This is a genomic window from Polaromonas sp. LjRoot131 (genome assembly GCF_964252805.1).
Classification (GTDB): domain Bacteria; phylum Pseudomonadota; class Gammaproteobacteria; order Burkholderiales; family Burkholderiaceae_C; genus Polaromonas.
This window is the reverse complement of sequence record NZ_CAXUPF020000002.1, coordinates 643,217-670,119: the sequence shown is the minus strand read 5'-3', so window position 1 is coordinate 670,119 and position 26,903 is coordinate 643,217. Positions and strand designations below refer to the sequence as shown.

The following is a 26,903-nucleotide window of genomic DNA, read 5'->3' as shown; positions in this document are numbered from 1 at the left end:
TCAGACCAACTCGACCGCCAAAGCCGTGCCTTCGCCGCCACCAATGCACAGCGTGGCAATACCCTTCTTGAGGCCGCGCGCTTTCAGCGCGTGGATCAGGGTCACGATGATGCGGGCGCCGGATGCGCCAATCGGGTGGCCCAGTGCGCAGGCGCCGCCGTTGACGTTGACGATGTCGTGGCTGATGCCGAGTTCCTTCATCGCGGCCATGGGCACGACGGCGAAGGCTTCGTTGACTTCCCAGAGGTCCACGTCTTTCACGCTCCAGCCGATTTTCTTGAGCAGCTTGTTGACGGCGCCCACCGGTGCGGTGGTGAACCATTCGGGTTCCTGCGAGAAGGTGGCATGGCCGACGATGCGGGCGATGGGCTTGGCACCCAGTTCCTTGGCCGTCGATTCGCGGGCCAGCACCAGGGCGGCGGCGCCGTCGTTGATGGAGGAGCTGGAGGCGGCGGTGATGGTGCCGTCTTTCTTGAAGGCGGGCTTGAGCGTGGGGATCTTGTCGAGCTTGACCTTGCCGGGGCCTTCATCGATGGAAATCACGGTCTCGCCGGCGCGGCCCTTGACGGTGACAGGCGTGATCTCGGCCTTGAAGGCGCCGGACTCGGTGGCGGCCTTGGCGCGCTGCACGCTGGCGGTGGCGAAAGCGTCCTGCGCTTCGCGCGTGAACTTGTACTTGTCGGCGCACTGCTCGCCGAAGGTGCCCATGGCGCGGCCGGGTTCGTAGGCGTCTTCGAGGCCGTCGAGCATCATGTGGTCAAAGATGCGGTCATGGCCGATGCGAATGCCGCTGCGGCCCTTGAGCAGCAGATGCGGCGCGTTGGTCATGCTTTCCATGCCGCCCGAGACCATGACGTCGCGGCTGCCGGCGACGAGCTGGTCGTGCGCGAGCATGGTGGCTTCCATGCCGGAGCCGCACATCTTGGACAGGGTGACGGCGCCCACACTGGCGGGCAGGCCGCCCTTGAAGCCGGCCTGGCGCGCGGGGGCCTGGCCCTGGCCGGCCATCAGGCAGTTGCCGAACAGCACTTCGTCGACCTTGTCGGCCGCGATGCCGGAGCGCTCGATGGCGGCCTTGATGGCTGCCCCGCCCAGGTCGTGGGCCGAGAGGCTGCTGAAGTCGCCCTGGAAGCCGCCCATGGGGGTGCGGGCTGCGCCGAGGATGACGATGGGGTCTGCGTTGGGGTTGGACATGCTATTGCTCCTTCTTGATGATTGGACGATTGATTTTTTGCTCTACGAGTGCGATGTAGTCCTGGCCGATCCTGACGCCGTCGGGCGTCGCCAGAGCAAGCTCCAGCTTGGCCGCTGCGTCTTCGTATTGCGCATGCGCAAAATACGCGAGAGACCAGTTGTAGAGATTGATGCGGAGTTGAGGGTCGATGCGATAGGCCTTCTCAAAAAGCGTGATCGCTTCTTTCCAAGTGGACTCGTACCGGCTTTTGACGGCGATGTTCAGGATGATCAAACCGAAATCAGACAGGAAACGCGCATTGTCGTAATAGCGGCCGTGGTAGCGGGCCTCAACCATCAGCGCCGCGGCTTTTTCGTTGTCACCACTGCGGCTTGTCGCCACGGCCATGCCCCACAACGCCGTGGGTTCATAGGGGTTCACCATCCAAGCCTGGTTGAAGCGCCGCATGGGATGCTCCCAGGCCATGGGCTCCAGCGTCAACGACGCCCAGCCGGCTTTTGCGAGGTCTTCGGCGGCCTTGACCCGATCGCCCTTGTACTGCGCTTCAATGCCGGCCACAAACTCGGCATTGGCGGCAAGCTGCTCCGTCGTGAGCGTCTGCCCCCCGAATTTCGGAACGATGGAGAAATGCTGGGCCCGCGCGACAGTTGCTGCCGTCAACACAGCGATGAGCACCACACACTGAAAAACAAGCCTTGTCATGAGACCGCCTTTTTATCGCTCAAGGAGTCAAGCCGCTGAGGCCTGTCAAAACCGGTTCAGGCGGGAGCTGGGTGAGCACCTCGTCATGGGGCGCACCGGGGCTGTGCAGCACGATGAAACGTTTTTCGCGCTCGTAGGGAAACACGTCATGTACATGGCCGGCCTGGATGCGGGCCTGGTGTTTCTGCCAGAAATCGGCGTCCAGCAGGTTGGCGTGGTGCTTCATGAAGACCTCGCGCACCGCGTCGTTGCCGAGCAGGAAGGGCTCGAAGGTTTCGGGGAACACGTCCTTGGGGCCGACGGAGTACCAGACCTCGCCGCTCATCTCTTCTTCCTCGTTGCGGGCGGCGGGCACCTTGCGGAAGTTGCAGTCGGTGATGTATTCGATCTCGTCGTAGTCGTAGAACACGACCTTGCCGTGGCGCGTGATGCCGAAGTTCTTCCAGAGCATGTCGCCGGGGAAGATGTTGGCGGCGACCAGGTCCTTGATGGCGTTGCCGTATTCGACGACGGCGCGCTCTATCTGGTCCTTGGCGGCCGGCTCGTTGACGCCGGCGTCAAAGGCTTCCTGCAGGTAGATGTTGAGCGGGATCATGCGGCGCTCGATGTAGACGTGCTTGATGATGACCTCGGTCTGGCCGTCGCCGTCGCGGTCGCTGATCTCAAGCTGGCTGGGCGCGAACTTTTCGATCTCGGCGATCAGTTCGTCGTCGAAGCGATCGCGCGGGAAGGCGACCTCGCTGTATTCCTGGGTGTCGGCCATGCGGCCGACGCGGTCGTGCTGCTTGACCAGCAGGTACTTGCCCTTGATCTGCTCGCGCGTGGTGTCTTTCTGCGGCGGGTAGTAGTCCTTGATGACCTTGAAAACGTAGGGGAAGGACGGCAGGTCGAACACCAGCATGACCATGCCCTTGATGCCGGGCGCGATGCGGAACTTGTCGGTGGAGTGCCGCAGGTGGTACAGGAAGTCGCGGTAGAACAGCGTCTTGCCCTGCTTGGCCAGGCCGAGCGCGTTGTAGATTTCGGCGCGCGGCATGTGCGGCATCATGCTGCGCAAGAACTGCACGTAAGCCGAGGGGATGCCCATGTCGACCATGAAGTAGGCGCGCGCAAAGCTGAAGAGGATCAGCAGGTCGTCTTCGCCGAACAGCGCGGCATCTATGACCAGCTTGCCCGCCTTGTTGTGCAGCACGGGCAGCGCGAAGGGCACTTCGTTGAAGCCGTTGATGATCTTTCCGACGACGTAAGCGCCCTTGTTGCGAAAGAACAGGCTGGTCAGGACCTGGATCTGGAAGTTGGCGCGCAGCTTGACGTCGACCAGGCGCTCGCTGATGGCTTCGAGCACATAACCGGCGTCGCGCTCGAGGTCGTCGAAGGGCAGGCGCAGGTCGAAGTCGCGCACCACCTGCAGCAGCACCTCGCGCATGTTGTCGCGCGTGGGGTAGTAGGCACGGTAGGTGGGCTGCGAGGCCAGTTCGTCGTTTTCGATGTACTCGGTGCTGACAGCCGGGCGCACGAAGATGAAATCGTTCTGGAAGTAGCTGCGGTGCAGGATCTTGGTGGTGACCGAGTTGAAAAAGGTCTCGGCGAGTTCGGGCTGGTGGTGGTTGACCAGCAGGCCGATGTAATGGAGCTTGACCTGCTGCCAGACGTCCATGGGCTGCTCACCGGCCTTGAACTCGCGCTCCAGGCGGGTGGAGGCCTCGCGCACGCGCAGGTCGTAGAACTCGATGCGCTCGCGCTGGGCGCGCTGCTGGCCGTGCCAGTCTGCCGTTTCAAAACGGTGCTTGGCGCGCGCGGACTCGGTGCGAAAGAGCTGGTAGTGGCGGTTGAAGCCGTCCATCATCGCCTTGGCGATGTCGTAGGCGATGCTCGAGTCCAGGCGCTGGGGGAACATGGCGGCTTTCGCTCAGACCAGCTGCTGCTGCGTGCCGCCGCCGACGCGGGCCATCCACACATCCCAGACGCGGTCTATGGCCTTGCTGTAGAGCTGGTCGAGCTCATCCGGCCCGGCGACGCTCATCTGCAGGTCTTGCAGCAGGCCGTCGTGCACGCCGAAGGCCCAGCCGTGCACGGTGACCTCCTGGCCGCGGGCCCAGGCGTCGACCATGACGGTGCTGACGGAGACGTTGACCACCTGCTCGATGACGTTGATGTCGCACAGGGCCTGCGCGCGCACTTCTTCGGGCAGGCTGTCGAGCAGCTGGCGGTGGCGGTGCCGCACGTCCTGGATGTGGCGGAGCCAGTTGTCGGCCAGGCCGATGCGCGCGCCCTCAAGGGCCGCCTGCACCCCGGAGCAGCCGTAGTGGCCGACGACCATGATGTCCTTGACCTTGAGGCGTTCGACGGCGAACTGGATGGCCGAGAGCGCGTTGAGGTCGGAGTGCACGACGATGTTGGCGACGTTGCGGTGCACGAAGACCTCGCCGGGCTCGAGACCGGTGATCTGGTTGGCGGGCACGCGGCTGTCGGAGCAGCCTATCCACATATACCTGGGCGTCTGCTGCTTCACCAGGCTGGTGAAGAAGCCGGGCCGCTCGGCTTCCATCTGCGCGGCCCAGGCGCGGTTGTGGGCGAAGAGGTCTTGGAGCGAAGTGGTCATGGTCGTATTTTCACCTGCCTGCGGGGATGCCGTCCGGGAAGCGGCTGAAAGTCATGTTTCATCGAACCCCTTCGGCTTCAGAAGCGCTTTCTCGGCCAGGCATTTTTCCGTCATGGTGGCGAGTTCCTTGTCGCTGTGCGGATCCGAGGGTGTGGGATTGGGCCCGGACTTCACGATCGATGCATCGATCAACAAAGGCCCTTCGCCGGAAAAATCGCAGACAAACCGGTAGTCGCCGCCGGCAAACGAGGCATCCAGCATCTTCCGCGTGAGACGCAGCTTGCCGTCCTGGTAACACCATCGCTGCACTTCACCGTCACCTTTGACCAGCCCGGCCAGGCAGCGCTCGCCTTGGCTTTCGTAGAAGGCGGCCGGATTTTTACCGAAAAGTGGGTACAGGTTCTTGAAGTTCGGCGTGGGGCCGCGCGAGTACATCAGCTGCTGGGCCGGATAGGGGTTTGCTCCGCCGTAAAGGTATTCAAACAGGGTGAGGTTTCCCAGGCTTTTCCACTTGAACTGCTCGCAAGCCGTGTGATGCGCCAGGCCCTTGGCGCTGAAACCCAGGGTGTCGTCAAGCTGGATGCTGGTGCTGGAGCCGTCCTGCAGGGTAAGGCCGACGGCGTACGCCACAAAACTGCCCTCAAGGGCGAGCTGGCCCTTTTCAGGCTCACCGATTCTTGTGGCGTCCACAAAAACGTTCGAAACCTTTCCCCGCAACGATTCAGGGACGGGACATTCGAAGCTGGCGTCCGCTTCGGGTGCCGCGGCGTTGTTGGGCAAGGGCTCCTCTTTTTCGCACGCGCCGAGAAGCGCGGCAAGCGCGAGCACAAGAATCCATTTCAGCGTCTGATGCATCACCGGCATGGGCACTGGCCTCACATGGTCTCGGCGAACAGCTCGCGGCCTATCAGCATGCGGCGGATTTCGCTGGTGCCGGCGCCGATTTCATAGAGCTTGGCGTCGCGCCAGAGGCGGCCCAGCGGGTAGTCGTTGATGTAGCCGTTGCCGCCGTGGATCTGCAGGCCCTCGCCGGCCATCCAGGTGGCTTTTTCGGCGCACCAGAGGATGACGGAGGCGCAGTCCTTGCGGACCTGGCGCACGTGGTCGGTGCCCAGCATGTCGAGGTTTTTGGCGACGGTGTAGGCAAAGGCGCGGCCGGCCTGCAGCACGGTGTACATGTCGGCGACCTTGCCCTGGATCAGCTGGAACTCGCCGATGCTCTGGCCGAACTGCTTGCGGTCGTGGATGTAGGGCACGACGCTGTCCATGACGGACTGCATGATGCCCAGCGGGCCGCCGGTGAGCACGGCGCGCTCGTAGTCGAGGCCGCTCATGAGCACCTTGGCGCCGCTGTTGAGGCCGCCCAGGATCTGGCTGGCCGGCACTTCGACGTTGTTGAAGACCAGCTCGCCGGTGTGGCTGCCGCGCATGCCCAATTTGTCGAGCTTTTGCGCGACGGAAAAGCCCTTCATGCCTTTTTCGATCAGGAAGGCGGTGACGCCGCGTGCACCGAGTTCGGGTTCGGTCTTGGCGTAGACGACCAGGGTGTCGGCGTCGGGGCCGTTGGTGATCCACATCTTGCTGCCGTTGAGCAGGTAGTAGCCGCCCTTGTCCTCGGCTTTCAGCTTCATGCTGATGACGTCGCTGCCGGCGCCGGGCTCGCTCATGGCGAGCGCGCCCACATGTTCGCCGCTGATCAGCTTGGGCAGGTATTTCTTGCGCTGTTCGTCGCTGCCGTTGCGCTTGATCTGGTTCACGCAGAGGTTGCTGTGCGCGCCGTAGGACAGGCCGACGGAGGCGCTGGCGCGGCTGATCTCTTCCATGGCGATCATGTGGGCCAGGTAGCCCATGTTGGCGCCGCCGTATTCCTCGCCGACGGTAATGCCGAGCACGCCGAGCGCGCCCATTTTTTGCCACAGGTCCATGGGGAACTGGTCGCTGCGGTCCACCTCGGCCGCGCGAGGGGCGATTTCGGCCTGGGCGAATTCGCGCACCGCGTCGCGCAGGGCGTCGATGTCTTCACCGAGCATGAAGTTGAGTCCGGGCATATTGGTCATGATGGGCTTTCTGGGAGCGAATGATGGGTTGGATGAGTCAGTAGGTCTTGGGCACGGGCACCAGGGTCTGCTGCATCAGCGCGCAGGCGCTTTCCTTGCCGCCGGGGGCGACGTGCGTGACTTCGGCGGTGGTGACGATGATGCGCTTGCCGGCCTTGGCGACCCGGCCCAGGGCGCGCAGCTCGCCGTCCTTGAAACCGGCCATGAAGTTGATCTTGTATTCGACGGTGGTGACTTCGGAATCTTCGGCGGCCACGGTGAGGGCCGCATAACCGCCGGCGATGTCGGCCAGCGCGCCCATGGCGCCGCCGTGGAAGCCGCCCTGCTGCTGCGTGACGCGCTCCGAATAAGGCAGGGCGACCTCGCAGAGGCCGGGCTCCACGCGCAGCAGCCGGGCGCCCAGGTGCTGCATCATGCCCTGGCGCAGAAAGCTGGCCTCGATGCGGCGGAACAGTGCTGTCGGAGCGGCGGGTGTGTCCATAAAGAGCCTTTTGCGAGCTGCGGGAGGTCGGGATTTCTAATTGACGTTTACGTAAACGTCAATTATGGCGCATTTAGGGCCTGCCCCGCTTTGCCCCGGCCGGAACCGGGGGCAAGCGGGCCGGGACCTAGGGCTTGCCTGCCTTGGCCTTCTCGGTTTTGGCGAGCAGGGCCTTGGCTTCTTTTTCGTGGGTGCGGATTTCGTCGAGGTTGGCCTGCAGGTCGAGCATCTGGGCTTCGAGTTTCTTGCGGTGCTCCGTCAGGATGGCCAGGAATTTCTTGAGCTGCGGCGCGGTGTCACGCGGGCTGTCGTAGGAATCGATGATTTCCTTGGCCTCCACCAGCGACAGCCCCAGGCGCTTGGCGCGCAGCGTGAGCTTGAGCCGGGTGCGGTCGCGCGCGGTGTAGACGCGGTTGCGGCCGCCCGCCCCTTCGCGCTGCGGCTGCAGCAGGCCCATGTCTTCGTAGAAGCGCATGGCGCGCGTGGTCAGGTCAAACTCTTTTGCCAGGTCGCTGATGGTGTAGGTGGTGGCCATGGTGTGAGTGAATCTTGTGCAAAACGCGGGCGACAGCGCGAAACGGGCGCGATCCCTACAATGGCTGAACGTGACGTTTACGTAAACGTCAAATATACCGTGAATATTGCCATGAACCTCCTTGAGCAGCAACTCCATTACCCCTTCGGCGATACCCTGCCGGCCCTGGGCACGACGCTGGAGGTGGCACCCGGCGTGAAGTGGATTCGCATGGCGCTGCCCTTCGCGCTGGACCACATCAACCTGTGGCTGCTGCGCGACGAGATGGACGACCCGAACCGGCCGGGCGCAAAAATCCAGGGCTGGACCATCGTCGATTGCTGCATCAGCCGCGAAGAATCAAAAGCCCAGTGGGAGGCGATTTTTGCGACGCAGCTCGAAGGCCTGCCGGTGCTGCGCGTCATCGTGACGCACATGCACCCCGACCACATCGGCCTGGCGCACTGGCTGTGCGAGCGCTGGGCTTGCCGGCTGTGGGTCAGCGCCACCGACTACCATTCGGCGCGCATAGGCTCACAAAGCACCACGGGTTTCGGCGGCGAAAGCGCCGCGCGCTTTTTTGCCTCGCACGGCCTGGTGGATCCGGAGTCCATCGAAAAAATCCGCGGCCGGGCCAGCTATTACCCGGGCATGGTGCCCTCGGTGCCGGCGAGTTATGTGCGCATCATGGACGGCATGGCGCTGCGCATAGGCGGGCGCGACTGGCGCTGCATCAGCGGCTACGGCCACGCACCTGAACACATCGCGCTGCATTGCCAGGAACTTGACACGCTGATCAGCGGCGACATGGTGCTGCCGCGCATTTCGACGAATGTGAGCGTTTACGACATGGAGCCCGAATCCAACGCGCTCACGCTGTTCCTGGAGTCCATCGACAAATTCCTGCCGCTGGAGGAGGACACGCTGGTGCTGCCCTCACACGGAAAACCCTTCCGCGGCCTGCACACCCGCATAGGCCAGCTGCACGACCACCACCGCGACCGCCTGGCCGAAGTCATGCAGGCCTGCGAAGCAGCACCCTGCAGCGCCGCCGACATCCTGCCCATCATGTTCCCCCGCAAACTGGACCTGCACCAGACCACCTTCGCCATGGGCGAAGCGGTGGCGCATCTGCATGCGTTGTGGTTCGGCAAAAAGCTGACGCGCCGCCTCGACCTGGACGGGATCTACCGCTTCAGCGCCGTGTCAGCGTAAGAGTCAGCGCGGCGCCTTCCCAAACCAGCAGGGGCCGCGGGACTGGCTTTGCCAGACCGCAGGCGCAGCGCCCCCTCGGGGGGCAGCGGCTACACGCAGTGAGCAAGCGTGGGGGCTCTTTTGTTCAAGCAGGGGCCGCGGAACCGGCTTTGCCGGGCCGCAGGCGCAGCGGCCCCCTCGGGGGGCAGGGAGCTACACGAAGTGAGCGACCGTGGGGGCTAGTGTCTCCACTTGCGATTGGCCGTCACCAAAGCCGTGATATAGCCATGCAGCCAGTCGAAGTTGATCGGCTTTTGCAGCAGGTGGGCTTCCGACGGCAGGCCGCCGCGCGCCTTGACGGCCTCGGGGGCCAGGCCGCTGATGACCACGATCTGCATGTCCGAGAGCTGCAGGTTGCGTTTGCAGGCCTTGAGCATCTCGATGCCGTCGACACCGGGCATGGACAGGTCGGTGATCAGCAGGTCGGGCCGCATGGACGCGATGTCCATCATGGCTTCGAGCGCCGAGGGCATGAAGGTGCAGTCGACCGGCAGGTCCCAATCCTCGAACTGGCAGCGGTAGAGCTCGCGGGTGTTCTCGTCGTCTTCCACCATCAGCACGCGCAGGCGGTGCTTGGGATCGGTGTCCGCCCGCGAGAGCTGCGGGTTGTTCTTGGCCAGGTAGGCGTTGATGGATTGCAGCGCGATGCGGCGATGGCCGCCCAGCGTTTTCCAGGCCTCGATCTCGCCTTTTTCCACCAGCGATTGCACGGTGGCGACGGACAGGCCCAGCAGCTTGGCCGCATAGCTGGTGCCGCAGTAATCCTCGCTCGAGAAATCCGAAGCGGTGATGGCGGCCTCGAAGGACTTGGGTTCACGCATGGTCAGTCTCGTAAAGGATTGTTTTTCGCATTTTTCGCATTTTAATCAATTCGTTCTAAAAAGCCCTAGAAAAAACACGAGAAAAGAGGTGAAAACATCCTTCTGTGCATGTAATTAAACCCGATCAGGACACATCGCGTCACATCAGGACACATCAGGACGTGTGCGGCGTTTTCGGCAGGGTGAAGAAAAAGGTCGCGCCGTGGCCGGGTGAGGACTCGGCCCAGAGCTTGCCGCCATGGCGCTTGATGACCCGGCTGGAGGTGGCCAGGCCTATGCCGGTGCCGGGAAATTCCGAGGCGGCATGCAGGCGCTGGAAGGGGTTGAAGAGCTTGTCGGCATAGGCCATGTCAAAGCCGGCGCCGTTGTCGCGCACGAAGTACACGGGAAGTCCCGCGGCGTCCTGCGTGTGGCCGACGGTGATCTCGGCCACGCCCTCATGGGAGCTGAACTTCCAGGCGTTGCCGAGCAGGTTCTCCATGACCACACGGACCAGCCGGGCGTCGCCGTGGGCCTTCAGGCCTTTTTCGATGCTGATCACCGCCTTGCGATCGGGGTCGCGCGCCTGCCAATCGTCCATGATGCTGTGCGCCAGCGCCGACAGGTCTACCGTCTTATTGCTCAGGGGTGCGCGCGAGACCTGCGCCAGCGACAGCAGGTCTTCGATCAGCTGCCCCATCTGTGCCACGCCGGCCTGGATGCGCGACAGGTAATGCGTGACCCTGTCGCCGGCGTCGGCGCCCAGCTGCTTGGCCAGCAGGCGGCTGAAGCCGTCCACGGTGTTGAGCGGCGAACGCAGGTCGTGCGACACCGAATAGGAAAAAGCCTCAAGCTCGTGGTTGGACAGCCGCAGCGCGGCTTCGATGGCCTTGATTTCGGTGATGTCGGCGTCTATGCCCACCCAGAAGGCGACCCGGCCCTGCTCGTCCAGCACGGGCGATGCGCGGTAGGACATGGTGTGGGTGCTGCCGTCGCGGGCCAGCACGCGGCGTATGCCCATGAAGGGCGTCTGCGCGGCCCTGGCGGTCACCCACGTGGACTTGACGTCGGGAAGGTCTTCGGGATGGATGACGGAGAACCACTGGGTGCCGGTCCAGTCCTCGAGCTTGCCGCCGACCAGGTCGAACCAGGCGCGGTTGAAATAGGTGGCCGCGCCGTCGGGGTTGATGGTCCACACGACCTGGGGCGCCTGCTCGGCCAGCGCGCGGAACAAGGCCTGCTGGCGCTCCAGCGCCAGTGTGCGTTCGGCGACCTTGCGCTCGAGGCCGGTGTTGAGCTGGCTGACTTCCTCGAGCAGGCGGGCGTTCTCGATGGCGATGGACGCCAGCTGCGCCAGTTCGAGCGCGACGTATTCGTCCTGCTGGGTGAACTCGCCTTCGTACTTGTCGGACAGCTGCAGCAGCCCGATGTTGCGGCCGTCGCGCCCGGTCAGCGGCACGGCCAGCCAGCCGCGCATGGCGGGGTGCTTGTCGGCATAGCTGCCGAAACCGCGCCAGCGCGGGTGGGCCTCGAGCTCGGCCTGCGTCATGCGCATGGAGCGGTTGGTCTGGCAGACCATCGCATAGATGCCGGTGCCGTCGGGCGGCTCGATGAGGTCGCGGTATTTCGCGTATTTGTCGGACAGCGAGAGCGCGTTGATGGCCTGCTTCCAGTCGTTGCTGACGGTCAGGCTGACGATGGACTGGTGCGCGCCCACCACGCCCCGGGCCTGTTCGGCGACTTCGTGCATGGTGCCTTCCAGCGTCTGGTGCCAGGTGATGGCCTGGGCGGCGTCGGCCGCGCGCTGCAGAGTGAACAGGTGCTCCTGCACGTCGCGCTCGGCCTTGCGCTGGGCCGTGATGTCCATCGCCAGCACAAAACGCGCGGGCACGCCGGCGTACTGGATGGGCCGCGACACCACATGGACGGAAAACATCGAGCCGTCCTTGCGGCGATGCTCCCAGGAACCTTTGCGCACGGGCGAATCGTCCTCGAGCGCCCGCTCCAGGCGCGCGTGCTCGCCCTCGGGACGGATGTCGAACAGGGTCATGCCCAGGAACTCGGCCGCCGAGTAGCCGTAGCTGTCCACCGCCGCCTTGTTGACGTTGAGGAAACGCGTCGTGGCGGTGTCGAACACCCACATGGGCACCGGCGCCATTTCAAACAGGGCCGCGTAGCGCTGCTCGCTGTCCACCAGCGCCTGCTCGGCCCGCTTGCGCTGCGTGATGTCGCGCTCCACCGCCACCCAGTGCGTGAAAAGGCCCCTGGCATCGGCGATGGGGACGATGTCGAGATCCACCCAGAACTCCTCGCCGCCCTTGGTGTAGTTGATCAGTTCGGCGCGCACCGGCTGCCATGCCTCCAGCGCGGCGCGGATGCGGTCGAGTTCGGCCCGCTGCGTGTGGGGGCCCTGCAGCAGGCGCGGCGTCTGGCCCAGCACTTCTTCGCGGGTGTAGCCGGTGCGGTGCTCGAAGGCGTCGTTGACGAAGACGATGCGCGGGCCCGGCGCGTCGATCGGCCCGGCCTCGGTGATGAGCACGATGTCGTTGAGGCGGGAGACGCAGGACTCCAGCAGGCGCAGGTGCTCCTGCGCCTGGTGCTGTTCGGTGATGTCCTGCAGCACGCCGACCAGGCTCACGACCTTGCCGTCCCGCTGCAGCGCGCGGCCGCGCGTGCGCACCCAGATGCGCCGGCCCTTGGCCGTGATGAGCGGCATTTCCAGGTCCCAGGACGTGCCGTGGCGGACCGCGGCGTCGGCCGCGGCCCTGACGGCGGGCTGCGCTTCCGGCGCATAAAACCGGATCGCCTGTGCAACACCCAGCGCGGCACCCGGCTCGAGGTCATGGATGCGGTAGATTTCCTGGGACCAGAAGGGCGTCATGGTGTCGACCTGGATTTCCCATCCGCCGATCTTCGCCAGCTCGCCGGTGCGGTTCAGCAACTCGGTGCTGCGGGCGATCTCCAGTTCAGCGCGCTTGCGGTCGGTGATCTCCTGGAGCACGCCGGAGCGGCGCGGCTCATGCCCCGGCTGGCCGTCCTGCCGCTCGTGGGCGCGGCCCACCAAGTGGATCCAGCGCGCCTCGCCGGCCGCCGTGACGACGCGGAACTCGACGTCCAGCGGCAGGCCGCCCTCGACGGCGGCGTCGCGCCTGGCCTTGAAGCCAGCGCGGTCGCCGGGATGGATAAGCTGCAAAAACGCCTCGCGGCTCGCGGCGAACACCGCCTTGTCCACGCCGAGCAAGTCATAGACCTCATCGGACCACCAGGTCTTCTCGGTGCCGACGTCGAGCTGCCAATACCCTATGCGTCCCAGCCGCTGGGCATCCTGCAGCCTGCGCTGGATGGCTTCGCTGTTCGCCAGTTCCGCCTCCAGGGCGCCGCGGTGCTTTTGCAGGGATTCGGCCATGCGGTTGAAGCCGGCGGAGATCCGGGAGAACTCTCCGCCGTCATCGGACGGGCTGATCGGGATGCGCACGTCCAGCCGCCCGTCCTCGATGCGCCGGGTCGCCTCCAGGATGTTGCGCGTGGGAAGCACGATGGCGCGCCCGCCCATCATCCAGGCCAGCAGGCCGCTCAGGAAGGCCAGCGCGGACAGCACGCCCAGTTCCAGCCACAGCTGGCGCTGGGAGGCGCCCACCACGAGGTTGTGGTCCAGGCTGACCGCCACAAAAAATGCCTCGCCCGCGTTGCCGCTGCTGGGCGTGTAGGCCCACAGCCGGCGCTTGCCCGCGCCGTCCGGGCCGTCGGCCGTGCCGGCCCGCATGGCCTTGACCGCCTCGCGCAGCACCGGGCTGGCCGCTTTCTGGCCGATACGGATGGGCAGGGCCGGTTTTCCGGCCAGCAGCACGCCGTTGCGGTCGTGGATGCCGAGCGCGGCGCCGGGCGGCAGCTCGATATTCAGCGCCGACTTGGCCATTTCGGTCAGGTCCACCGAGGCATAGGCCACGACCACGACACGCCCTTCGCGGTCCAGCAGGGGCAGCGCGAAGCTGATGGAGGGTATGCCCGTGGCGCGGCCCACGATGTATTCGCCGGCGACAAAGTCGCGGCGGGCCACGGCGTCGCGGAAATACGCGCGGTCACCCAGGTAGTTCAATGTCACATTGGGAATCCCGTTGCACAGCGCCTGGCCGTCCATGCCCACAACGCCCAGGTTGGCGTACAGCGGAAACAACCGGTTCAGCTCCGCCAGGTAGGCGTCGCAGCGCCCGCCTCTGCCGCCCTTGACGGTTTTGCCTTCCTGGTCGCTCAGCAGCTCGGGCGCATGGACGACGGCCGTGAGCACCTGGCGCGCCGTCTCGGCCAGCTGCTGCTGGTTGGAGGCCGCCAGCGAGGCCGCGAACTGCAGGTCGGTCATGGCCCGCTCGACGGCGGCATCGGCGTTGTAGACGGCCTTGAAGATGGACAGGCCGAACAACGGAACAATCGCGGCCAGCACCAGAATGACGAGACGGGTCCGCAGCGTGATCTGAACCTTCATCGCGGCCATCTCTCAGGAGCCCGCCAAAGCTGCGCGGGCGCCCTGCATCGCAGGAATCTCAACCGGCCGCGATCGATTCATTAACGTCCAGCCAATAGGCCTGGAGCCGCTGGAGTTTTTCCGTGAGGTCTCCGAAATCCACGGGCTTGCGGACAAAGCCGTTGGCGCCGGCCTGGTAGCAGGCCACGATGTCGGAGCGCTCGCTCGAAGACGTCAGCATGACCACCGGCACCAGGGCCGTGAGCGGGTTGGCGCGCACGCTGCGCAGCACGTCCAGCCCCGACAGCTTGGGCAGCTTCATGTCGAGCAGGATGAACGAGGGCTGCCGCTGCGTGTCGCGCCCCGCGTGGCTGCCCTGCCCGAAAAGATAGTCCAGCGCCTGCACGCCGTCGCGGGCGACCGCGATCTCGGCGGTGACGCCCTGCTCCTCCAGAGTCAGGACAGTCAACTCCAGGTGGTCGGGATTGTCTTCAACTACGAGTATGAGCTTGTCGTTCATGGAGGTGCTTGAGAAGTACGACATCAATTCCCTGGAGGTTCTGGCATTTTTGATATTTTTGTCATATTACCAAGTAACGCTGACATGTACTACTTTGTTATCGATGATGCCCCCACAGGCCAAGGTTTGGCCCATGCCGCCTCCAGGCAGGCGCACCGGGCACCCAGCTACCAGCGCGGAATCGCTTCGTCTTTGAGCTGGCCGCGCAATTCGGCGTAGTCGGGCACGATGGTGCGCACCGTGTCCCAGAAGCGCGGGCTGTGGTCCATCACGCGCAGGTGGCTCAGCTCGTGCACCACCACGTAGTCGATCACCGACTGCCTGAAATGCACCAGCCGCCAGTTCAGCCGGATGGAACCGTCGGCGCTGGCGCTGCCCCAGCGCGTGCCGGCGCTGGACAGGCTGAGCTTGTGCCACTGCACGCCGAGCTGCGGCGCGAAATGGTTGAGCCGCTCAATGAAGATGCGCTTGGCCTGACGCATCAGCCAGGCCTGCACGGCGTCGCGGATCTGCTCGGGCGATGCGTGGTGGGGCAGGCCCACATGCAAGATCAGCTGCGCCACGCCGGGCAGCGTCTCGTTGGCCGCATCGCCCTTGCCCTGCAGCAGCACCTCGGGCGTGTGGGTCTTGAGTTCGGCGCCCACGCCGCCGAAGGCGTGCCGCGGGTCTATCACCACGATCACCTCGTCGCCCAGGAAAGGCAGCGTCGTGCCGTCCTTCCACTCGATGCGCGCGGACTCCATGCGCTCGTGGCGTTCGCGGGTCTCCTGCAGCTTGGCGAGTATCCAGCCGGACTTTTCCAGCACGGCTTTGTCGATTTCATAAAGCGGCACCCATTTGGGCGCACTCACCGTGAGGCCCTCGGCACCGGCTGAAAAGCCTATGGTCTTGCGTTTGCCGCGCCGGAATTCGTAGGCCACCAGGATGCCGTCCAGCACACTCTCGCGCGTGGCGCGCGGATGCCGGAAGGTGGCCGGGGCCAGGGCTTGTTGCAGAGTCTGGGCGGGGAGCTGCGGCCCGATGAAGTCGGCCTCGGCGGCCGGCTGCGGGCGCGGGATGGACGCCACCGGTTTGGGGGCGCGCGGCTTTGCAGGAGGCTTGCCGCTTTTCGGGCCGGCGGCGCGGGCCGGCGGCGCGGGATGGGCGTCAAACAGGTCGAGCGTGAACTGGAGCAGCCGTTGCATCATGTCAGTTTAGCGCGGCAGGGCGGGCGCAGGCGCCGCTCAGGTATTCGACGCGGCGGGCGCGTAGGCCTCGGGGTCGAGCCGGTGCATTTCGGATTCGATCCAGGCTTCCACTTCGCGCATCAGCTCGTCCGGCTGCCGGCCCGCGCTGGGGATGGGCTTGCCGATGGAGATGTCGACGATGCCCGGCTTCTTGATGAAGGCCTTGCGCGGCCAGCACTTGGCCGAGGTGACGGCGATGGGGATCACCGGCGCGCCGGTTTCGATGGCCAGGCGCGTGCCGCCCGATTTATAGGTGCCCTTCTGGCCGCGCGGGATGCGCGTGCCCTCGGGAAACATGATGACCCAGGTGCCCTGTGCCATCAGGCGCTTGCCCTGCACCACGACCTTGTTGAAGGCCTGCGAGCGCTGGCTGCGGTCGATGTGGATCATGTCCATGCGCGCCATGGCCCAGCCGAAGAAGGGCACGTAAAGCAGCTCTTTCTTGAAGACGTAGGCCAGCGGGTGCGGCATCAGCGTGGGCATGCACAGGGTTTCCCAGGTGCTCTGGTGCTTGAGCAGCAGCACCGCGGCGCTGGTTTCGCCGGTGGGCAGGTTTTCCATGCCGGTCACCCGGTTCTTGATGCCCAGGATGAAGGTGCCGCCGCTGACCGCCACGCGCAGCCAGCCCGCGCACATCCAGTACATGGTGGTGCTGCTGACGAACAGCGACGCGATGACCACAAAAGTCGCCCACGGAATGATGGTGACGGACATCCACAGAAGGTGAAGAACGGAGCGGATAAAAGGCATGTGGGAGCTTCCGGCTATCGGTCAGGTTGTACAGGTTGCAAGGGGCGGCAAGCGGTTTTCCGCGGAACGCTCGATGTTCAGATGGCCACCGGCAACGGCCGTGCGCCGCGCTCCAGCAGGAAATCGGCGAAGGCCGGCAAGTCCGCATGTAGCGTGGTGCCGGCCGGCAGGCCCGGGGGCTGGCCGCCGCCTCGGTATTGGGCCGACTTGCCCGTCAGCACCAGGTGCGGCTCGCAGCCGGCCGCGGCGCCGGCCTGCAGGTCGCGCAGCGAATCACCGACCGTGGGCACGCCCGCCAGCTGCACACCGAAGCGCGCGCCTATCTGCTCGAACAGGCCGGGCAGGGGCTTGCGGCAGGTGCAGCTTTCCTCGGGGCTGTGCGGGCAGTAGAACACCGCGTCGATACGGCCGCCGACGGCGGCCAGCATCTTGTGCATCTTGGCGTGCATGGCGTTGAGCGAAGCCACGTCGAACAGGCCGCGGCCCAGGCCCGACTGGTTGGACGCGATCACCACATGCCAGCCCGCATGGTTGAGCCGCGCGATCGCCTCCAGCGAACCGGGCAGCGGCAGCCATTCGTCCGGCGATTTGACGAAGTCGTCGCTGTCGCTGTTGATGGTGCCGTCGCGGTCGAGGATGACGAGTTTCATGGTGTTGCCTTGAAAGATGTCAGGAGGCTAATTTGGAAAGATCGGCCACGCGGTTCATGGCCTGGTGCAAAGTGGCGAGCAATCCCAGCCGGTTCGCGCGCAGCGCCGGGTCTTCGGCGTTGACCATCACGCCGTCGAAGAAGGCATCGACCGGCGCTTTCAGAGCGGCCAGCGCCTGCAGCGAGGCGGCGTAGTCGCCGGAGGCAAAAGCCGCTTCGGCCTTGGGGCCGACTGTCTTCAGTGCGTCGGCAAGCGATTTCTCGGCGGCTTCCTGCAGCAGTTCAGGCTTGATGGCGGCCTCGACCGTGCCTTCAGCTTTCTTGAGGATGTTGCCGACGCGCTTGTTGGCGGCCGCGAGGGCCGGCGCTTCGGGCAGCGCGGCAAAAGCGCGCACAGCTGCCAGGCGCTTGGCGACGTCGCCCAGGCGCTGGGGCTTGAGCGCCAGCACGGCGTCAACCTCTTGCGCGCTGTAGCCCTGCTCGCGCAGGGAGCCGGCGAGGCGGTCGTAGATGAAGTCGACCAGCGGGGCGGAGGCATCCTGGATCTTGTCGCCGAACACCGGCTGGGCGCTTTCGACCAGTTCCGCCAGGCCCAGCGGCAGGTCTTTTTCGACCAGCATGCGGATCACGCCCAGTGCATGGCGGCGCAGTGCGAAGGGGTCTTTGTCGCCGGTCGGCAGGTTGCCGATGCCGAACATGCCGACCAGGGTTTCGAGCTTGTCGGCCAGCGCGACGATCACACCGACGCTGTTGCGCGGCAACTCGTCGCCGGCAAAGCGCGGCTTGTAGTGGTCTTCGATCGCATCGGCCACGTCGGCGCTGAGGCCGTCGTTGAGCGCGTAGTAGCGGCCCATGGTGCCCTGCAGTTCGGGGAACTCGCCGACCATGTCGGTCACCAGGTCGGTCTTGGCCAGTTCGGCGGCGCGCTGCACGCCGGCCACATCGGCATTGAGGCGCTTGGCGATGGCTTCGGCAATCGCGCGCACGCGCTGCGTGCGCTCGCCCTGCGTGCCCAGCTTGTTGTGGTAGACCACCTTGCCCAGGCCTTCGACGCGCGAAGCCAGGGTTTTCTTGCGGTCCTGGTCAAAAAAGAACTTGGCGTCGGCCAGGCGCGGGCGCACGACGCGCTCGTTGCCGCCGACCACCGCGCTGGCGTCGCTGGGGCTGATGTTGCTGACGACCAGGAACTGGTTCGTGAGCTTGCCCGCGGCATCGAGCAGCGGGAAGTATTTCTGGTTGGCCTTCATCGTGAGGATCAGGCATTCCTGCGGCACGCCGAGGAACTCTTTCTCGAATTCGCAGACCAGCACATTGGGGCGCTCGACCAGCGCGGTCACCTCGTCGAGCAGCGCGTCGTCTTCAATCGCCTTCACGCCGCCGCCGACCTTGGCCGCGGCTGCCGCCAACTGGCGCGCGATCTCGGCCTTGCGCTCGGCAAAGCCGGCGATTACGGCGCCGTCTTTTCGCAGCGTGGCGGCGTAGCTGTCGGCGTCCTTGAGCACAACCGGATCCACAGCGGCTTCAAAACGATGGCCGTGCGTGCTGTTGCTGGCCTTCAGGCCCAGCGCCTCGATGGCGACCACGTCGCTGCCGTGCAGCGCGACCAGGCCGTGGGCCGGGCGCACAAACTTCACATCGCTCCAGCCGTCGGCCAGCTGGTAGGTCATGACCTTGGGAATCGGCAGTTTGGCGATGGCTTCGAGCAGCGCTTTTTGCAAACCTTCTGCCAGCGTCGCGCCCTTGACGGTGCTGTCGTAAAACAGCGCCTCGGCCTTGCCGTCGGGCGCGCGCTTGAGGCCGGCCACGGCCGACGCATCGGCGCCCAGGGCCTGCAGCTTCTTGAGCAGCGCCGGCGTGGCATTGCCGGAAGCATCCAGGCCCACCGCCACCGGCATGAGCTTTTGGGAGACAGCCTTGTCGGCGGCCTGGGCGGCCACCGCCGTGACATGCGCGGCCAGGCGGCGCGGGGATGCGAATGCAGTGAGCACCGAATCAGCAGCCGTCAGGCCCTGGGCCTTGAGCTGCTCGAACAGCACGCCGGCAAAGGCGTCGCCGAGTTTCTTAAGCACCTTGGGCGGCAGCTCTTCGACAAACAGTTCTACGAGAAGGTTTTGGGAGGCGTTCATGGGTTTTTTCGGGAATGTCGGAGCGCAAAAATTGCCAGGGCCGCGGCCATCAGCGGAAGCCAGATGGTTTTGACCTCGTTGAGCAACACGTCGGCGCCGCGTAGCGTGAAAAATCGGGAAAAGGAGACCGGCGAAACTTCAACCGGCCGCCAGGGGCTGAAAAACCGTTGCTCGGAAAACGGCCAGTAGAGCGGGATGGCCACGCCGCCATTGGTCAGCGTATCCAGCAAAGGGTGCGAAAACGCGCAAAGCGCTATCCACGCATAGCCCTGCCACGGCGGCAGCTTCCAATAGCGTGCCAGCCACCAGCCGATCAGGCCCACGGCGAGCGCAAAGCCGAGGGTGTGGGTGAAGCCGCGATGCCCCCAGATGCCACCGTAATGAATGCCGAGCTTGAAAGCGACGCCGTCAAAGTCGGGAAGGATGGCCGCGACCATGCCCGCCAGCAGCATGGAGGGCGGTATCCGCTTGCTGCCCATTGCCACCGCGGCGGCAATGGGGACGGCAATATGGGAAAAGATGGTGGGCATCGGATGGAGCAACGTGCGGCGCGAACCCTCAGGCGGCCTTCTTGGGCAGCTGATCGACCCACTCGCGCGGCGCCATCGGGAAGCCCAGGCGTTCGCGGCTTTCGTAATAGCTTTGCGCCACGGCGCGGGCCAGGTTGCGGATGCGGCCTATGTAGGCGGCGCGTTCAGTCACGCTGATGGCGCCGCGCGCGTCCAGCAGGTTGAAGCTGTGCGCGGCCTTGAGCACCTGCTCGTAGGCCGGCAGGGCCAGTTGCACCTCGATCAGGTGCTTGGCCTGCTTTTCATGCGCCGTGAAGGCGGTGAACAGGAAGTCGGCGTCGCTGTGCTCGAAGTTGTAGGTGGACTGCTCGACCTCGTTTTGTTTGTAGACATCGCCGTAGCTCAGCTTCGAGCCGTCGGCGCCTTCGGTCCAGACCAGGTTGTAGACGTTGTCCACGCCTTGCAGGTACATGGCCAGGCGCTCCAGGCCGTAGGTGATCTCGCCGGTCGCGGGTTTGCAGTCGATGCCGCCGACCTGCTGGAAGTAGGTGAACTGTGTGACTTCCATGCCGTTGAGCCAGACTTCCCAGCCCAGGCCCCAGGCGCCCAGCGTCGGGTTTTCCCAATCGTCCTCGACGAAGCGGATGTCGTTTTTCTTCAAATCGAAGCCCAGGGCCTCGAGCGAACCGAGGTAGAGCTCCAGGATGTTGGCGGGCGCGGGCTTGAGCACGACCTGGTACTGGTAGTAGTGCTGCAGGCGATTCGGGTTCTCGCCGTAGCGGCCGTCCTTGGGGCGGCGGCTGGGCTGCACATAGGCGGCTTTCCAGGGCTCGGGGCCCAGCGCCCGCAGAAAGGTCGCGGTGTGCGAGGTGCCGGCGCCGACCTCCATGTCATAGGGCTGCAGCAGCGCGCAGCCCTGGGCGTCCCAGTAGGACTGCAGCTTCAAGATGATTTGCTGGAAAGTAAGCATAGGAATGGGTTGAGGGCAAAAGCACGGCGCCTGTGGAGGCGCCGGGAAGGCCAGGCCGCACCGGGCGGCTGTGCCAAAGCGGTCATTTTACGCGGCGACGGCGCGCGGGCGCCGCGGCAGCCGCCTCGGGCGGCACATACCAGGCGGGCCCGGCCTTGAAGGCCTCGGCCAGGAAATCCACCATCACGCGGACCTTGGCACTCAGGTGGCGGCGGCTGGGGTAGACGGCCAGCACGTCGATGTCGGGCATGCGGTAGCCCGGCAGCAGCGGCAGCAGGCGTCCCGCGCGCAGGTCCTCACCGACCAGGAAAGCCGGCTGCCAGATGATGCCCTGCCCGGCCAGGGCCGCCTCGCGCGCGGTGTCGCCGTTGTTGGCGTGCATGACGTAGTTGACCTTGATCTTGTGCGGGCGCGCCTGTGCGTCGGTGAAATGCCATTCGTTGGCGGTGGCGGCATAGGTGTAGCCCAGGCAGCGGTGCGCCGCCAGGTCGGCGGGCACCTGCGGCGTGCCGTGCTCCCGCAGGTAGGCGGGTGCGGCGCAGACGATGTTGCAGGAGGTGGCCAGCTTGCGCGCCGCATGGGTAGCCGGGCCCACGCGCGAGATCCGGATGGCCAGGTCGTAGCCCTCCTCCACGATGTCGACCACGCGGTCGCTGAGCGCGATGTCGAGTTCCACGTCAGGATGTTTTTGCATGAAGCGCGGCCACAGCGGCGCCAGCTGTCGTATGCCGAAGCTCACCGGCGCGTTGATGCGCAGGCGCCCGCGCGGCTGCAGCGTGGCCGAGGAGGCCAGCGCCTCGGCGTCGGCGACCTCCTCGAGGATGGACTTGCTGCGCTCGTACAGCGCCTCGCCGCTTTCGGTGAGCGAAAGCTTGCGCGAGCTGCGGTTGAGCAGGCGCGTGCCGAGATGGGCCTCCAGTTCATTGATGTAGCGCGTGACGTTGGCCGGCGAGGTGTCCAGCGCATCGGCGGCGCGCGTGAAACTGCCGCGCCCCACGACGGCGGCAAACACTTCAAAGGCACGCAAACGGTCCATGGCGATTTTTCCGATCTCCGATATTCATTAAAGCTGAATGATTAAATCACTTTTCAGGCCTTCTTTGCAAAGAACATAAACCATACATTGAACACATCGGCAGGCAAACAAACACAGGCCGACCCGGAAGTTTTTATCAACTCACTCGAACAGGACACTGAAATGACTACGCAAACCATCACCTCCGCAGCTACCGCAGCCCGGCGCTTTGACAACAAAACCGTGCTCGTCACCGGCGGCAACAGCGGCATCGGCCTGGCCACCGCGCTGCAATTCGCCGCCCAAGGCGCCCGCGTCATCATCACCGGCCGCGACCAGGCATCGCTGGACAAGGCCAAGGCCCAACTGGGCACGGGCGCCATCGCCCTGCGCAACGACGCAGGCGCCAGCGGCTCGGCCAAGGCACTGGCCAGCGCACTGGCCGCCGAAGGCATCACGCTGGACGCCGTGTTCATCAATGCCGGCCTCGCCAAATTCGCCCCGCTGGAAAGCGTGGATGAAACGCTCTGGGACGAGACCTTCAACGTCAACGTGAAAGGCGCATTCTTCGCGATCCAGGCGCTGTCGCCGCTGCTGAACACGGGGGCGGCCGTCATCCTGAACGGCTCCATCAACGCCCACATCGGCATGCCCAACTCCAGCGTCTATGCCGCCAGCAAGGCCGCGCTGATTTCGCTGGCCAAGACGCTGTCGGCCGAACTGGTGGTGCGCGGCATCCGCGTCAATGTGGTGAGCCCCGGCCCTGTCACGACGCCGCTGTACGGCAAGCTGGGCGTGCCCGCCGACCAACTCGATGCGCTGGCCGCCGGCATCCAGGCGCAAGTGCCGGTCAAGCGCTTCGGCACGCCCGACGAGGTGGCCAGCGCCGTGGTTTACCTGTCGTCGCCGGAAGCCGCGTTTATCGTGGGCACCGAGCTGATCGTGGACGGTGGCATGAGCCAGCTCTGACACGACGCACCCTCCATGCAAATGAAAAAAGGGCGATGCCGTTGCCGGCATCGCCCTTTTTCTCTATGCCGCGAGGGCTCAGCTCCAGATCAGTATTGCCAGAAAATGCGCTGCAGTTCCTTGCTGTCGATGTTCTTCGTCAAGGCCACGGCCGCCAGGATGCGGGCCTTCTGCGGGTTCAGGTCATGCGCGACCACCCAGTCGTATTTGTCGTCGGGCTGCTCGGCGTTGCGCAGCACAAAGCCCGCGGGCACGCGCGAGGAACGCACGACCTGTATACCCTTGGCGCGAATTTCCTGCAGCGCGGGAACCACGCGGTCGGCCACCGAACCGTTGCCGGTGCCGGCGTGGATCAGGGCCTTGATGCCGGACTTGCCGACGGCATCCACCGTGGCGCGCGGCACATTGCCGTAACCGTAGACGATGTCGACCGGCGCGAGCGCCTCGAACTCATCAATGTTGAATTCGGACTGGGCCGTGTGGCGTTTCACAGGCGCGCGGAACCAGTAATTCTGGCCTTCGACCACCATGCCCAGCGGGCCCCACTGGCTCTTGAAGGCTTCGGTCTTGATGTTGATGGTTTTGGCGACGTCGCGGCCGCTCTGGATCTCATCGTTCATGGTCACCAGCACGCCCTTGCCGACCGCGTCCTTGCTGGCGGCAACGCTCACCGCGTCAAACAGGTTCAGCGCCCCGTCCGCGGAGAGCGCCGTGCCGGGACGCATGGAGCCCACCACCACGATGGGCTTGCTGGTGCGGATCACAAGGTTCAGGAAGTAAGCGGTTTCTTCCAGCGTGTCGGTGCCGTGGGTGACGACGATGCCGTCCACGTCGGCCTGCTTGACCAGCGCCGAGATGCGCTTGCCCAGCTTCATGAGGTTGTCGTTGGTAAAGCTCTCGGAAGCAATCTGCGAGACCTGCTCACCCTTCACATTGGCCACATTGGCCAGCTCGGGCAGGCCGGCCAGCAGCTTGTCGACCGGCACTTTGGCGGCGGCGTAGGTGGCGCTGTTCAGGGCCGAGGCGCCGGCGCCGGCAATGGTGCCGCCGGTGGCCAGGATGACGACGTTGGGTTTGCCGGCGGTCTGCGCCAGCACGGAAGCCGGTACGCCCAGCGCGGTGAAGGCGGCGATGCCGAGCCCAGCGCCCATTTTGAGGAGGGTGGAGGTAATTTGCATGAGGTAATCCCAGGAAAGGTGAAATTGTTCTGCCGGACCGCGGCAAGCGCAGGGCACCCCGTGAAAGGTGGCCATGCGCAGGGCCCGCGCCCCGATGTCTCCTCCGGCGCCAGGGCCAAAGGTGGCTCATCGTAGCCACGCCGCCGGGATGCGGCGATGCATAATGTAACGAGGGGTGTGACTAAAACTCACACCCTCCGGCTGCAGGCTTTCTTCGCCGCGCCGACACCCAGAAGAACGATGAACCTCAGGCAACTTGAAGTCTTCCAGGCTGTCATGCAGACGGGCAATATGAGTGCCGCCGCGCGGCTGATCTGCATCACGCCCTCGGCCGTCAGCAAGACCATTGCCCACACCGAACTGCAGCTGGGCTACAAGCTGTTCACGCGCGGCAAGGGCACGCTGGCGCCCACGCCGGAAGCGCGCGTGCTGTTCGAAGAGTCCACGCTGATCCACCAGAAGCTGGACGGGCTCAAGCGCATCGCCGTCAACCTGCGGCAGGCGGCCGACGGCCAGGTGCGGCTGGCCGCCATCCCCTCCATCAGCCACGAATTTTTACCCCTGGTGCTGGAGCGCCACATGGCGCGGCACCCGCGCGTGCGCGTCGAGGTGCGCACGCTGCACCAGGACCAGATGGTGCAGGCCCTGCTGACGCGCGGCGTGGACTTCGCGCTGGGCTTTTACGAACACCCGCACCCGCTGCTGACCAGCACCACGCTGGTGAGCGGGCCGCTCTACCTGGCCGTCACGCGCGAGATCTGGCTGCGCGCCGTGCGGGCGCGGCGGCAAAACCCCATGTCTTTCCTGGCCAGCATGCCGCTGATACGCCTGGTCGGCGAAGACCCGATGTGCCAGTCGATCGACGAGCTGGCCCGCCACCTGGGCCTGAGCGCCCCGGCCGGCCTGCAGGTGCAGACCTCGCGGCTGGCGCTGGAACTGGTCAAGCGCGGCATGGGCTGGACGGTGGTGGATTTCCTCACAGCCAGCAACCTGGACCCGGCCTCGCTGACGGCGGTGCCGCTGCATGAGTTTGCGCATGCGCCGCTGCAGATGTATTTCGCCACCAGCACGCCACCGGGGCAAGATGCGCTGCGCATGCTGGAGATGCTTCCCGATTTACTCCACGGCGTGATGGCGGCGCGGTAGAGCCGCTCACAAAACCCTCCTGGCGTTGTTGCGCCGCCTTGCCGTACTGGTGTACTGTCTGCGGCGACGCGCCTAGCCAGGACCGCTTCGCTGGGCTTTGTGAACGGCTCTCTGCGCCGCAACAACTCAGCTTCAGCGGCGGCGGAACAGCAGGGCCAACACGGCGATACCCAGGCCCAAGCCCCACAGCGGCCACATGCCATAGCGCGACACCCACAAGGCGTAGGGCGTGATGCCGTTGCGGCCCTCGACCTCGCCGACCAGCGCGCCGCGTGTGTGGCGCTCCAGCGAGTGCGTGACCTTGCCGGCGTGGTCGATGATGACGGTGGCGCCGGTGTTGGTGGCGCGGATCATGGGGCGGCTGAACTCGAGCGCGCGCATGCGCGAGATCTGCAGGTGCTGGTCTATGGCCACGGTGTTGCCGAACCAGGCGATGTTGCTGACGTTGACAAAAATCGTGGGCGCCAGCGCCGGGTCGGCAAAACGCGCGCCCAGTTCTTCGCCGAACAGATCCTCGTAACAGATATTGGGCGCCAGCCGCTGGCCCTTCCATTCAAAGGAAGCCTGGCCGACCGCGCCGCGGTTGAAGTCGCCCAGCGGGATGCGCATCATGTTGATGAACCAGCGAAAGCCCGGCGGAACGAACTCGCCGAAAGGCACCAGGTGGTGTTTGTCAAAGCGGTAGGGCTCGGCCTGCCCGGGCTTGAAGCCGACCACCGAGTTGGCATAACCGGCCTGGGGGCTGCCCACGGGCATGCCCACCAGCGCCGCCTGCTGGCCGGTGGCAAAGCGCGACTGCAGCGCCCGCCAGTAACCTTCAGGCAACTGCATGGGCAGCAGGGGGATGGCGGTCTCGGGCGCCACCACCAGCGGCGTCTTCACGTCGCGCAGTTGCTGTCCGTACCAGTTCAGCGCGGTGGTCACGCCGGTGCCGCTCTGGAATTTTTCGTTCTGCGGGATATTGCCCTGCAGCAGCGTGACCTGCAGCGGCTCCCCGGCCGCAATGGAGCCCGCCTCCCCCGGCAGGGCGCTTTGCACCGGCAGGTAGGACACAACGAAACAAGCCGCCACGATGGCAATCGCGGTCACCCACTGCATGCGGGAGGCGCGCAGGGCCATGGCCAGCCAGGCGGCGGCCAGCGCCGCCAGGAAGGTGATGCCGTGCACGCCCACCAGGGCGGCCAGCGGCCTGGCCCAGCCGTCCACGTGGGCGTAGCCGCCCTCGCCCCACGGGAAGCCGGTGAAAAATTCGACGCGAGCCAGTTCGGCCAGCAGCCACAGCGCAGCGAACACCCCGGCGCGCGGCAGCTTGCGGCGCGGCGCCAGACGCACAAACAGCGCGCCCGCCGCCGCGTAGTACAGCGACAAAAACGCGGCAAGCAGCACCACGGCCAGCACCGTCAGCGGCGCGGCCAGGCCGCCGTAGAAGTGCATGGAAATAAACAGCCACCAGAAAGTGCTGCACAGCATGGCCGTGCCGAAGGCGACACCCAGCCAGGCGGCGCGCTTCCAGGAGCGGCAACTGTCGATCTGCGCGGCGAACAGGAACATCGCCAGCAGCTGCATCCACCACACCGGCAGGCCCTGCGCAAGGCCGAAATCGAAGGGCCAGGCCATGCTGGCGGCATGCAGGCAGCCGGCAATCAACACCATGACCAGCTGGAACGGGGAGAAGCCCTTGCGCGGCGGCAGGTTGCGCGCGTGTTCGAGCAGCGCGGGCAGCGTCGGCAGGTGGGACATCATGCTGTGAATCGAGTCCCGTGCCATAAATCGCCCTCTTC

At 65.4% G+C, this 26,903-nt stretch carries 23 protein-coding genes; 3 read left to right on the top strand and 20 right to left on the bottom strand.

Annotated elements, in window-relative coordinates; genetic code table 11:
- The 8 genes from ACSQ27_RS13640 to ACSQ27_RS13605 all read right to left on the bottom strand — a co-directional run bounded on the left by ACSQ27_RS13640 (window position 1) and on the right by ACSQ27_RS13605 (window position 7,572).
- A complete protein-coding gene (locus ACSQ27_RS13640; RefSeq protein WP_436156022.1) occupies window positions 1-1,194 on the bottom strand; it encodes an acetyl-CoA C-acyltransferase in 1,194 nt (397 codons plus the stop codon).
- Window position 1,195: 1 nt separating this feature from the next.
- Window positions 1,196-1,897 carry a hypothetical protein gene (locus ACSQ27_RS13635; protein ID WP_436156021.1) on the bottom strand — a complete coding sequence of 234 codons (702 nt, stop codon included), beginning with the start codon at window positions 1,895-1,897 and terminating at the stop codon, window positions 1,196-1,198.
- A 19-nt stretch (window positions 1,898-1,916) separates the two neighbouring features.
- Window positions 1,917-3,794, bottom strand: a complete 1,878-nt coding sequence (aceK, locus tag ACSQ27_RS13630) for a bifunctional isocitrate dehydrogenase kinase/phosphatase (RefSeq protein ID WP_436156020.1) — start codon at window positions 3,792-3,794, stop codon at window positions 1,917-1,919.
- Between the two features lie 12 nt (window positions 3,795-3,806).
- Window positions 3,807-4,499: a carbonate dehydratase gene (can, locus tag ACSQ27_RS13625; RefSeq protein ID WP_436156019.1), complete on the bottom strand. Its 693-nt coding sequence runs from the start codon at window positions 4,497-4,499 to the stop codon at window positions 3,807-3,809.
- A gap of 51 nt (window positions 4,500-4,550) precedes the next feature.
- The gene (locus ACSQ27_RS13620; RefSeq protein WP_436156018.1) at window positions 4,551-5,369 is read right to left on the bottom strand and encodes a hypothetical protein; all 819 of its coding nucleotides are present in this window, start codon (window positions 5,367-5,369) and stop codon (window positions 4,551-4,553) included.
- Window positions 5,370-5,374: 5 nt separating this feature from the next.
- A complete protein-coding gene (locus ACSQ27_RS13615; protein ID WP_436156017.1) occupies window positions 5,375-6,556 on the bottom strand; it encodes an isovaleryl-CoA dehydrogenase in 1,182 nt (393 codons plus the stop codon).
- Window positions 6,557-6,593: 37 nt separating this feature from the next.
- Window positions 6,594-7,037, bottom strand: coding sequence for a PaaI family thioesterase (locus ACSQ27_RS13610; protein ID WP_436156016.1), 444 nt, complete (start codon window positions 7,035-7,037; stop codon window positions 6,594-6,596).
- 127 nt (window positions 7,038-7,164) lie between these two features.
- Window positions 7,165-7,572: a MerR family transcriptional regulator gene (locus ACSQ27_RS13605; protein ID WP_007867394.1), complete on the bottom strand. Its 408-nt coding sequence runs from the start codon at window positions 7,570-7,572 to the stop codon at window positions 7,165-7,167.
- Between the two features lie 111 nt (window positions 7,573-7,683).
- Between ACSQ27_RS13605 and ACSQ27_RS13600 the strand changes: the two genes are divergently transcribed.
- Window positions 7,684-8,766: an MBL fold metallo-hydrolase gene (locus ACSQ27_RS13600; RefSeq protein WP_436156015.1), complete on the top strand. Its 1,083-nt coding sequence runs from the start codon at window positions 7,684-7,686 to the stop codon at window positions 8,764-8,766.
- A gap of 218 nt (window positions 8,767-8,984) precedes the next feature.
- Here the strand turns inward: ACSQ27_RS13600 and ACSQ27_RS13595 are convergent, their stop codons facing one another.
- The 10 genes from ACSQ27_RS13595 to ACSQ27_RS13550 all read right to left on the bottom strand — a co-directional run bounded on the left by ACSQ27_RS13595 (window position 8,985) and on the right by ACSQ27_RS13550 (window position 21,850).
- Window positions 8,985-9,626: a response regulator gene (locus tag ACSQ27_RS13595; RefSeq protein WP_436156014.1), complete on the bottom strand. Its 642-nt coding sequence runs from the start codon at window positions 9,624-9,626 to the stop codon at window positions 8,985-8,987.
- Between the two features lie 154 nt (window positions 9,627-9,780).
- Window positions 9,781-14,085 carry a PAS domain S-box protein gene (locus tag ACSQ27_RS13590; protein ID WP_436156013.1) on the bottom strand — a complete coding sequence of 1,435 codons (4,305 nt, stop codon included), beginning with the start codon at window positions 14,083-14,085 and terminating at the stop codon, window positions 9,781-9,783.
- 58 nt (window positions 14,086-14,143) lie between these two features.
- Window positions 14,144-14,584, bottom strand: a complete 441-nt coding sequence (locus ACSQ27_RS13585; RefSeq protein WP_436156012.1) for a response regulator — start codon at window positions 14,582-14,584, stop codon at window positions 14,144-14,146.
- A gap of 167 nt (window positions 14,585-14,751) precedes the next feature.
- Entirely contained in the window at window positions 14,752-15,771 is a 1,020-nt protein-coding gene (locus tag ACSQ27_RS13580) for a M48 family metallopeptidase (RefSeq protein WP_436156011.1), read from the bottom strand.
- A gap of 36 nt (window positions 15,772-15,807) precedes the next feature.
- Window positions 15,808-16,560: a lysophospholipid acyltransferase family protein gene (locus tag ACSQ27_RS13575; RefSeq protein ID WP_436156010.1), complete on the bottom strand. Its 753-nt coding sequence runs from the start codon at window positions 16,558-16,560 to the stop codon at window positions 15,808-15,810.
- A gap of 77 nt (window positions 16,561-16,637) precedes the next feature.
- Window positions 16,638-17,210, bottom strand: a complete 573-nt coding sequence (gmhB, locus tag ACSQ27_RS13570) for a D-glycero-beta-D-manno-heptose 1,7-bisphosphate 7-phosphatase (RefSeq protein WP_436156009.1) — start codon at window positions 17,208-17,210, stop codon at window positions 16,638-16,640.
- A 19-nt stretch (window positions 17,211-17,229) separates the two neighbouring features.
- Complete coding sequence (gene glyS, locus ACSQ27_RS13565) at window positions 17,230-19,335, bottom strand: glycine--tRNA ligase subunit beta (RefSeq protein ID WP_436156008.1); 2,106 nt, start codon at window positions 19,333-19,335, stop codon at window positions 17,230-17,232.
- Window positions 19,332-19,865, bottom strand: coding sequence for a metal-dependent hydrolase (locus ACSQ27_RS13560; RefSeq protein WP_436156007.1), 534 nt, complete (start codon window positions 19,863-19,865; stop codon window positions 19,332-19,334). Before ACSQ27_RS13560 ends, glyS begins: the two co-directional genes overlap by 4 nt.
- A gap of 28 nt (window positions 19,866-19,893) precedes the next feature.
- Complete coding sequence (gene glyQ / locus ACSQ27_RS13555; RefSeq protein ID WP_436156006.1) at window positions 19,894-20,814, bottom strand: glycine--tRNA ligase subunit alpha; 921 nt, start codon at window positions 20,812-20,814, stop codon at window positions 19,894-19,896.
- Between the two features lie 82 nt (window positions 20,815-20,896).
- Entirely contained in the window at window positions 20,897-21,850 is a 954-nt protein-coding gene (locus ACSQ27_RS13550) for a LysR family transcriptional regulator (protein WP_436156005.1), read from the bottom strand.
- Window positions 21,851-22,012: 162 nt separating this feature from the next.
- On the opposite strand from ACSQ27_RS13550, the gene ACSQ27_RS13545 reads away from it, so the two are divergent.
- Entirely contained in the window at window positions 22,013-22,798 is a 786-nt protein-coding gene (locus ACSQ27_RS13545; RefSeq protein WP_436156004.1) for an SDR family oxidoreductase, read from the top strand.
- An 89-nt stretch (window positions 22,799-22,887) separates the two neighbouring features.
- Here ACSQ27_RS13545 and ACSQ27_RS13540 read toward each other — a convergent pair whose 3' ends face one another.
- Window positions 22,888-23,949: an asparaginase gene (locus ACSQ27_RS13540; RefSeq protein ID WP_436156241.1), complete on the bottom strand. Its 1,062-nt coding sequence runs from the start codon at window positions 23,947-23,949 to the stop codon at window positions 22,888-22,890.
- A gap of 267 nt (window positions 23,950-24,216) precedes the next feature.
- Here ACSQ27_RS13540 and ACSQ27_RS13535 point away from each other — a divergent pair, with 267 nt between their 5' ends.
- Entirely contained in the window at window positions 24,217-25,122 is a 906-nt protein-coding gene (locus tag ACSQ27_RS13535; protein ID WP_436156003.1) for a LysR family transcriptional regulator, read from the top strand.
- 132 nt (window positions 25,123-25,254) lie between these two features.
- On the opposite strand, the gene lnt is transcribed toward ACSQ27_RS13535, so the two are convergent.
- A complete protein-coding gene (lnt, locus tag ACSQ27_RS13530; protein WP_436156002.1) occupies window positions 25,255-26,865 on the bottom strand; it encodes an apolipoprotein N-acyltransferase in 1,611 nt (536 codons plus the stop codon).
- Window positions 26,866-26,903: the final 38 nt, after the last annotated feature.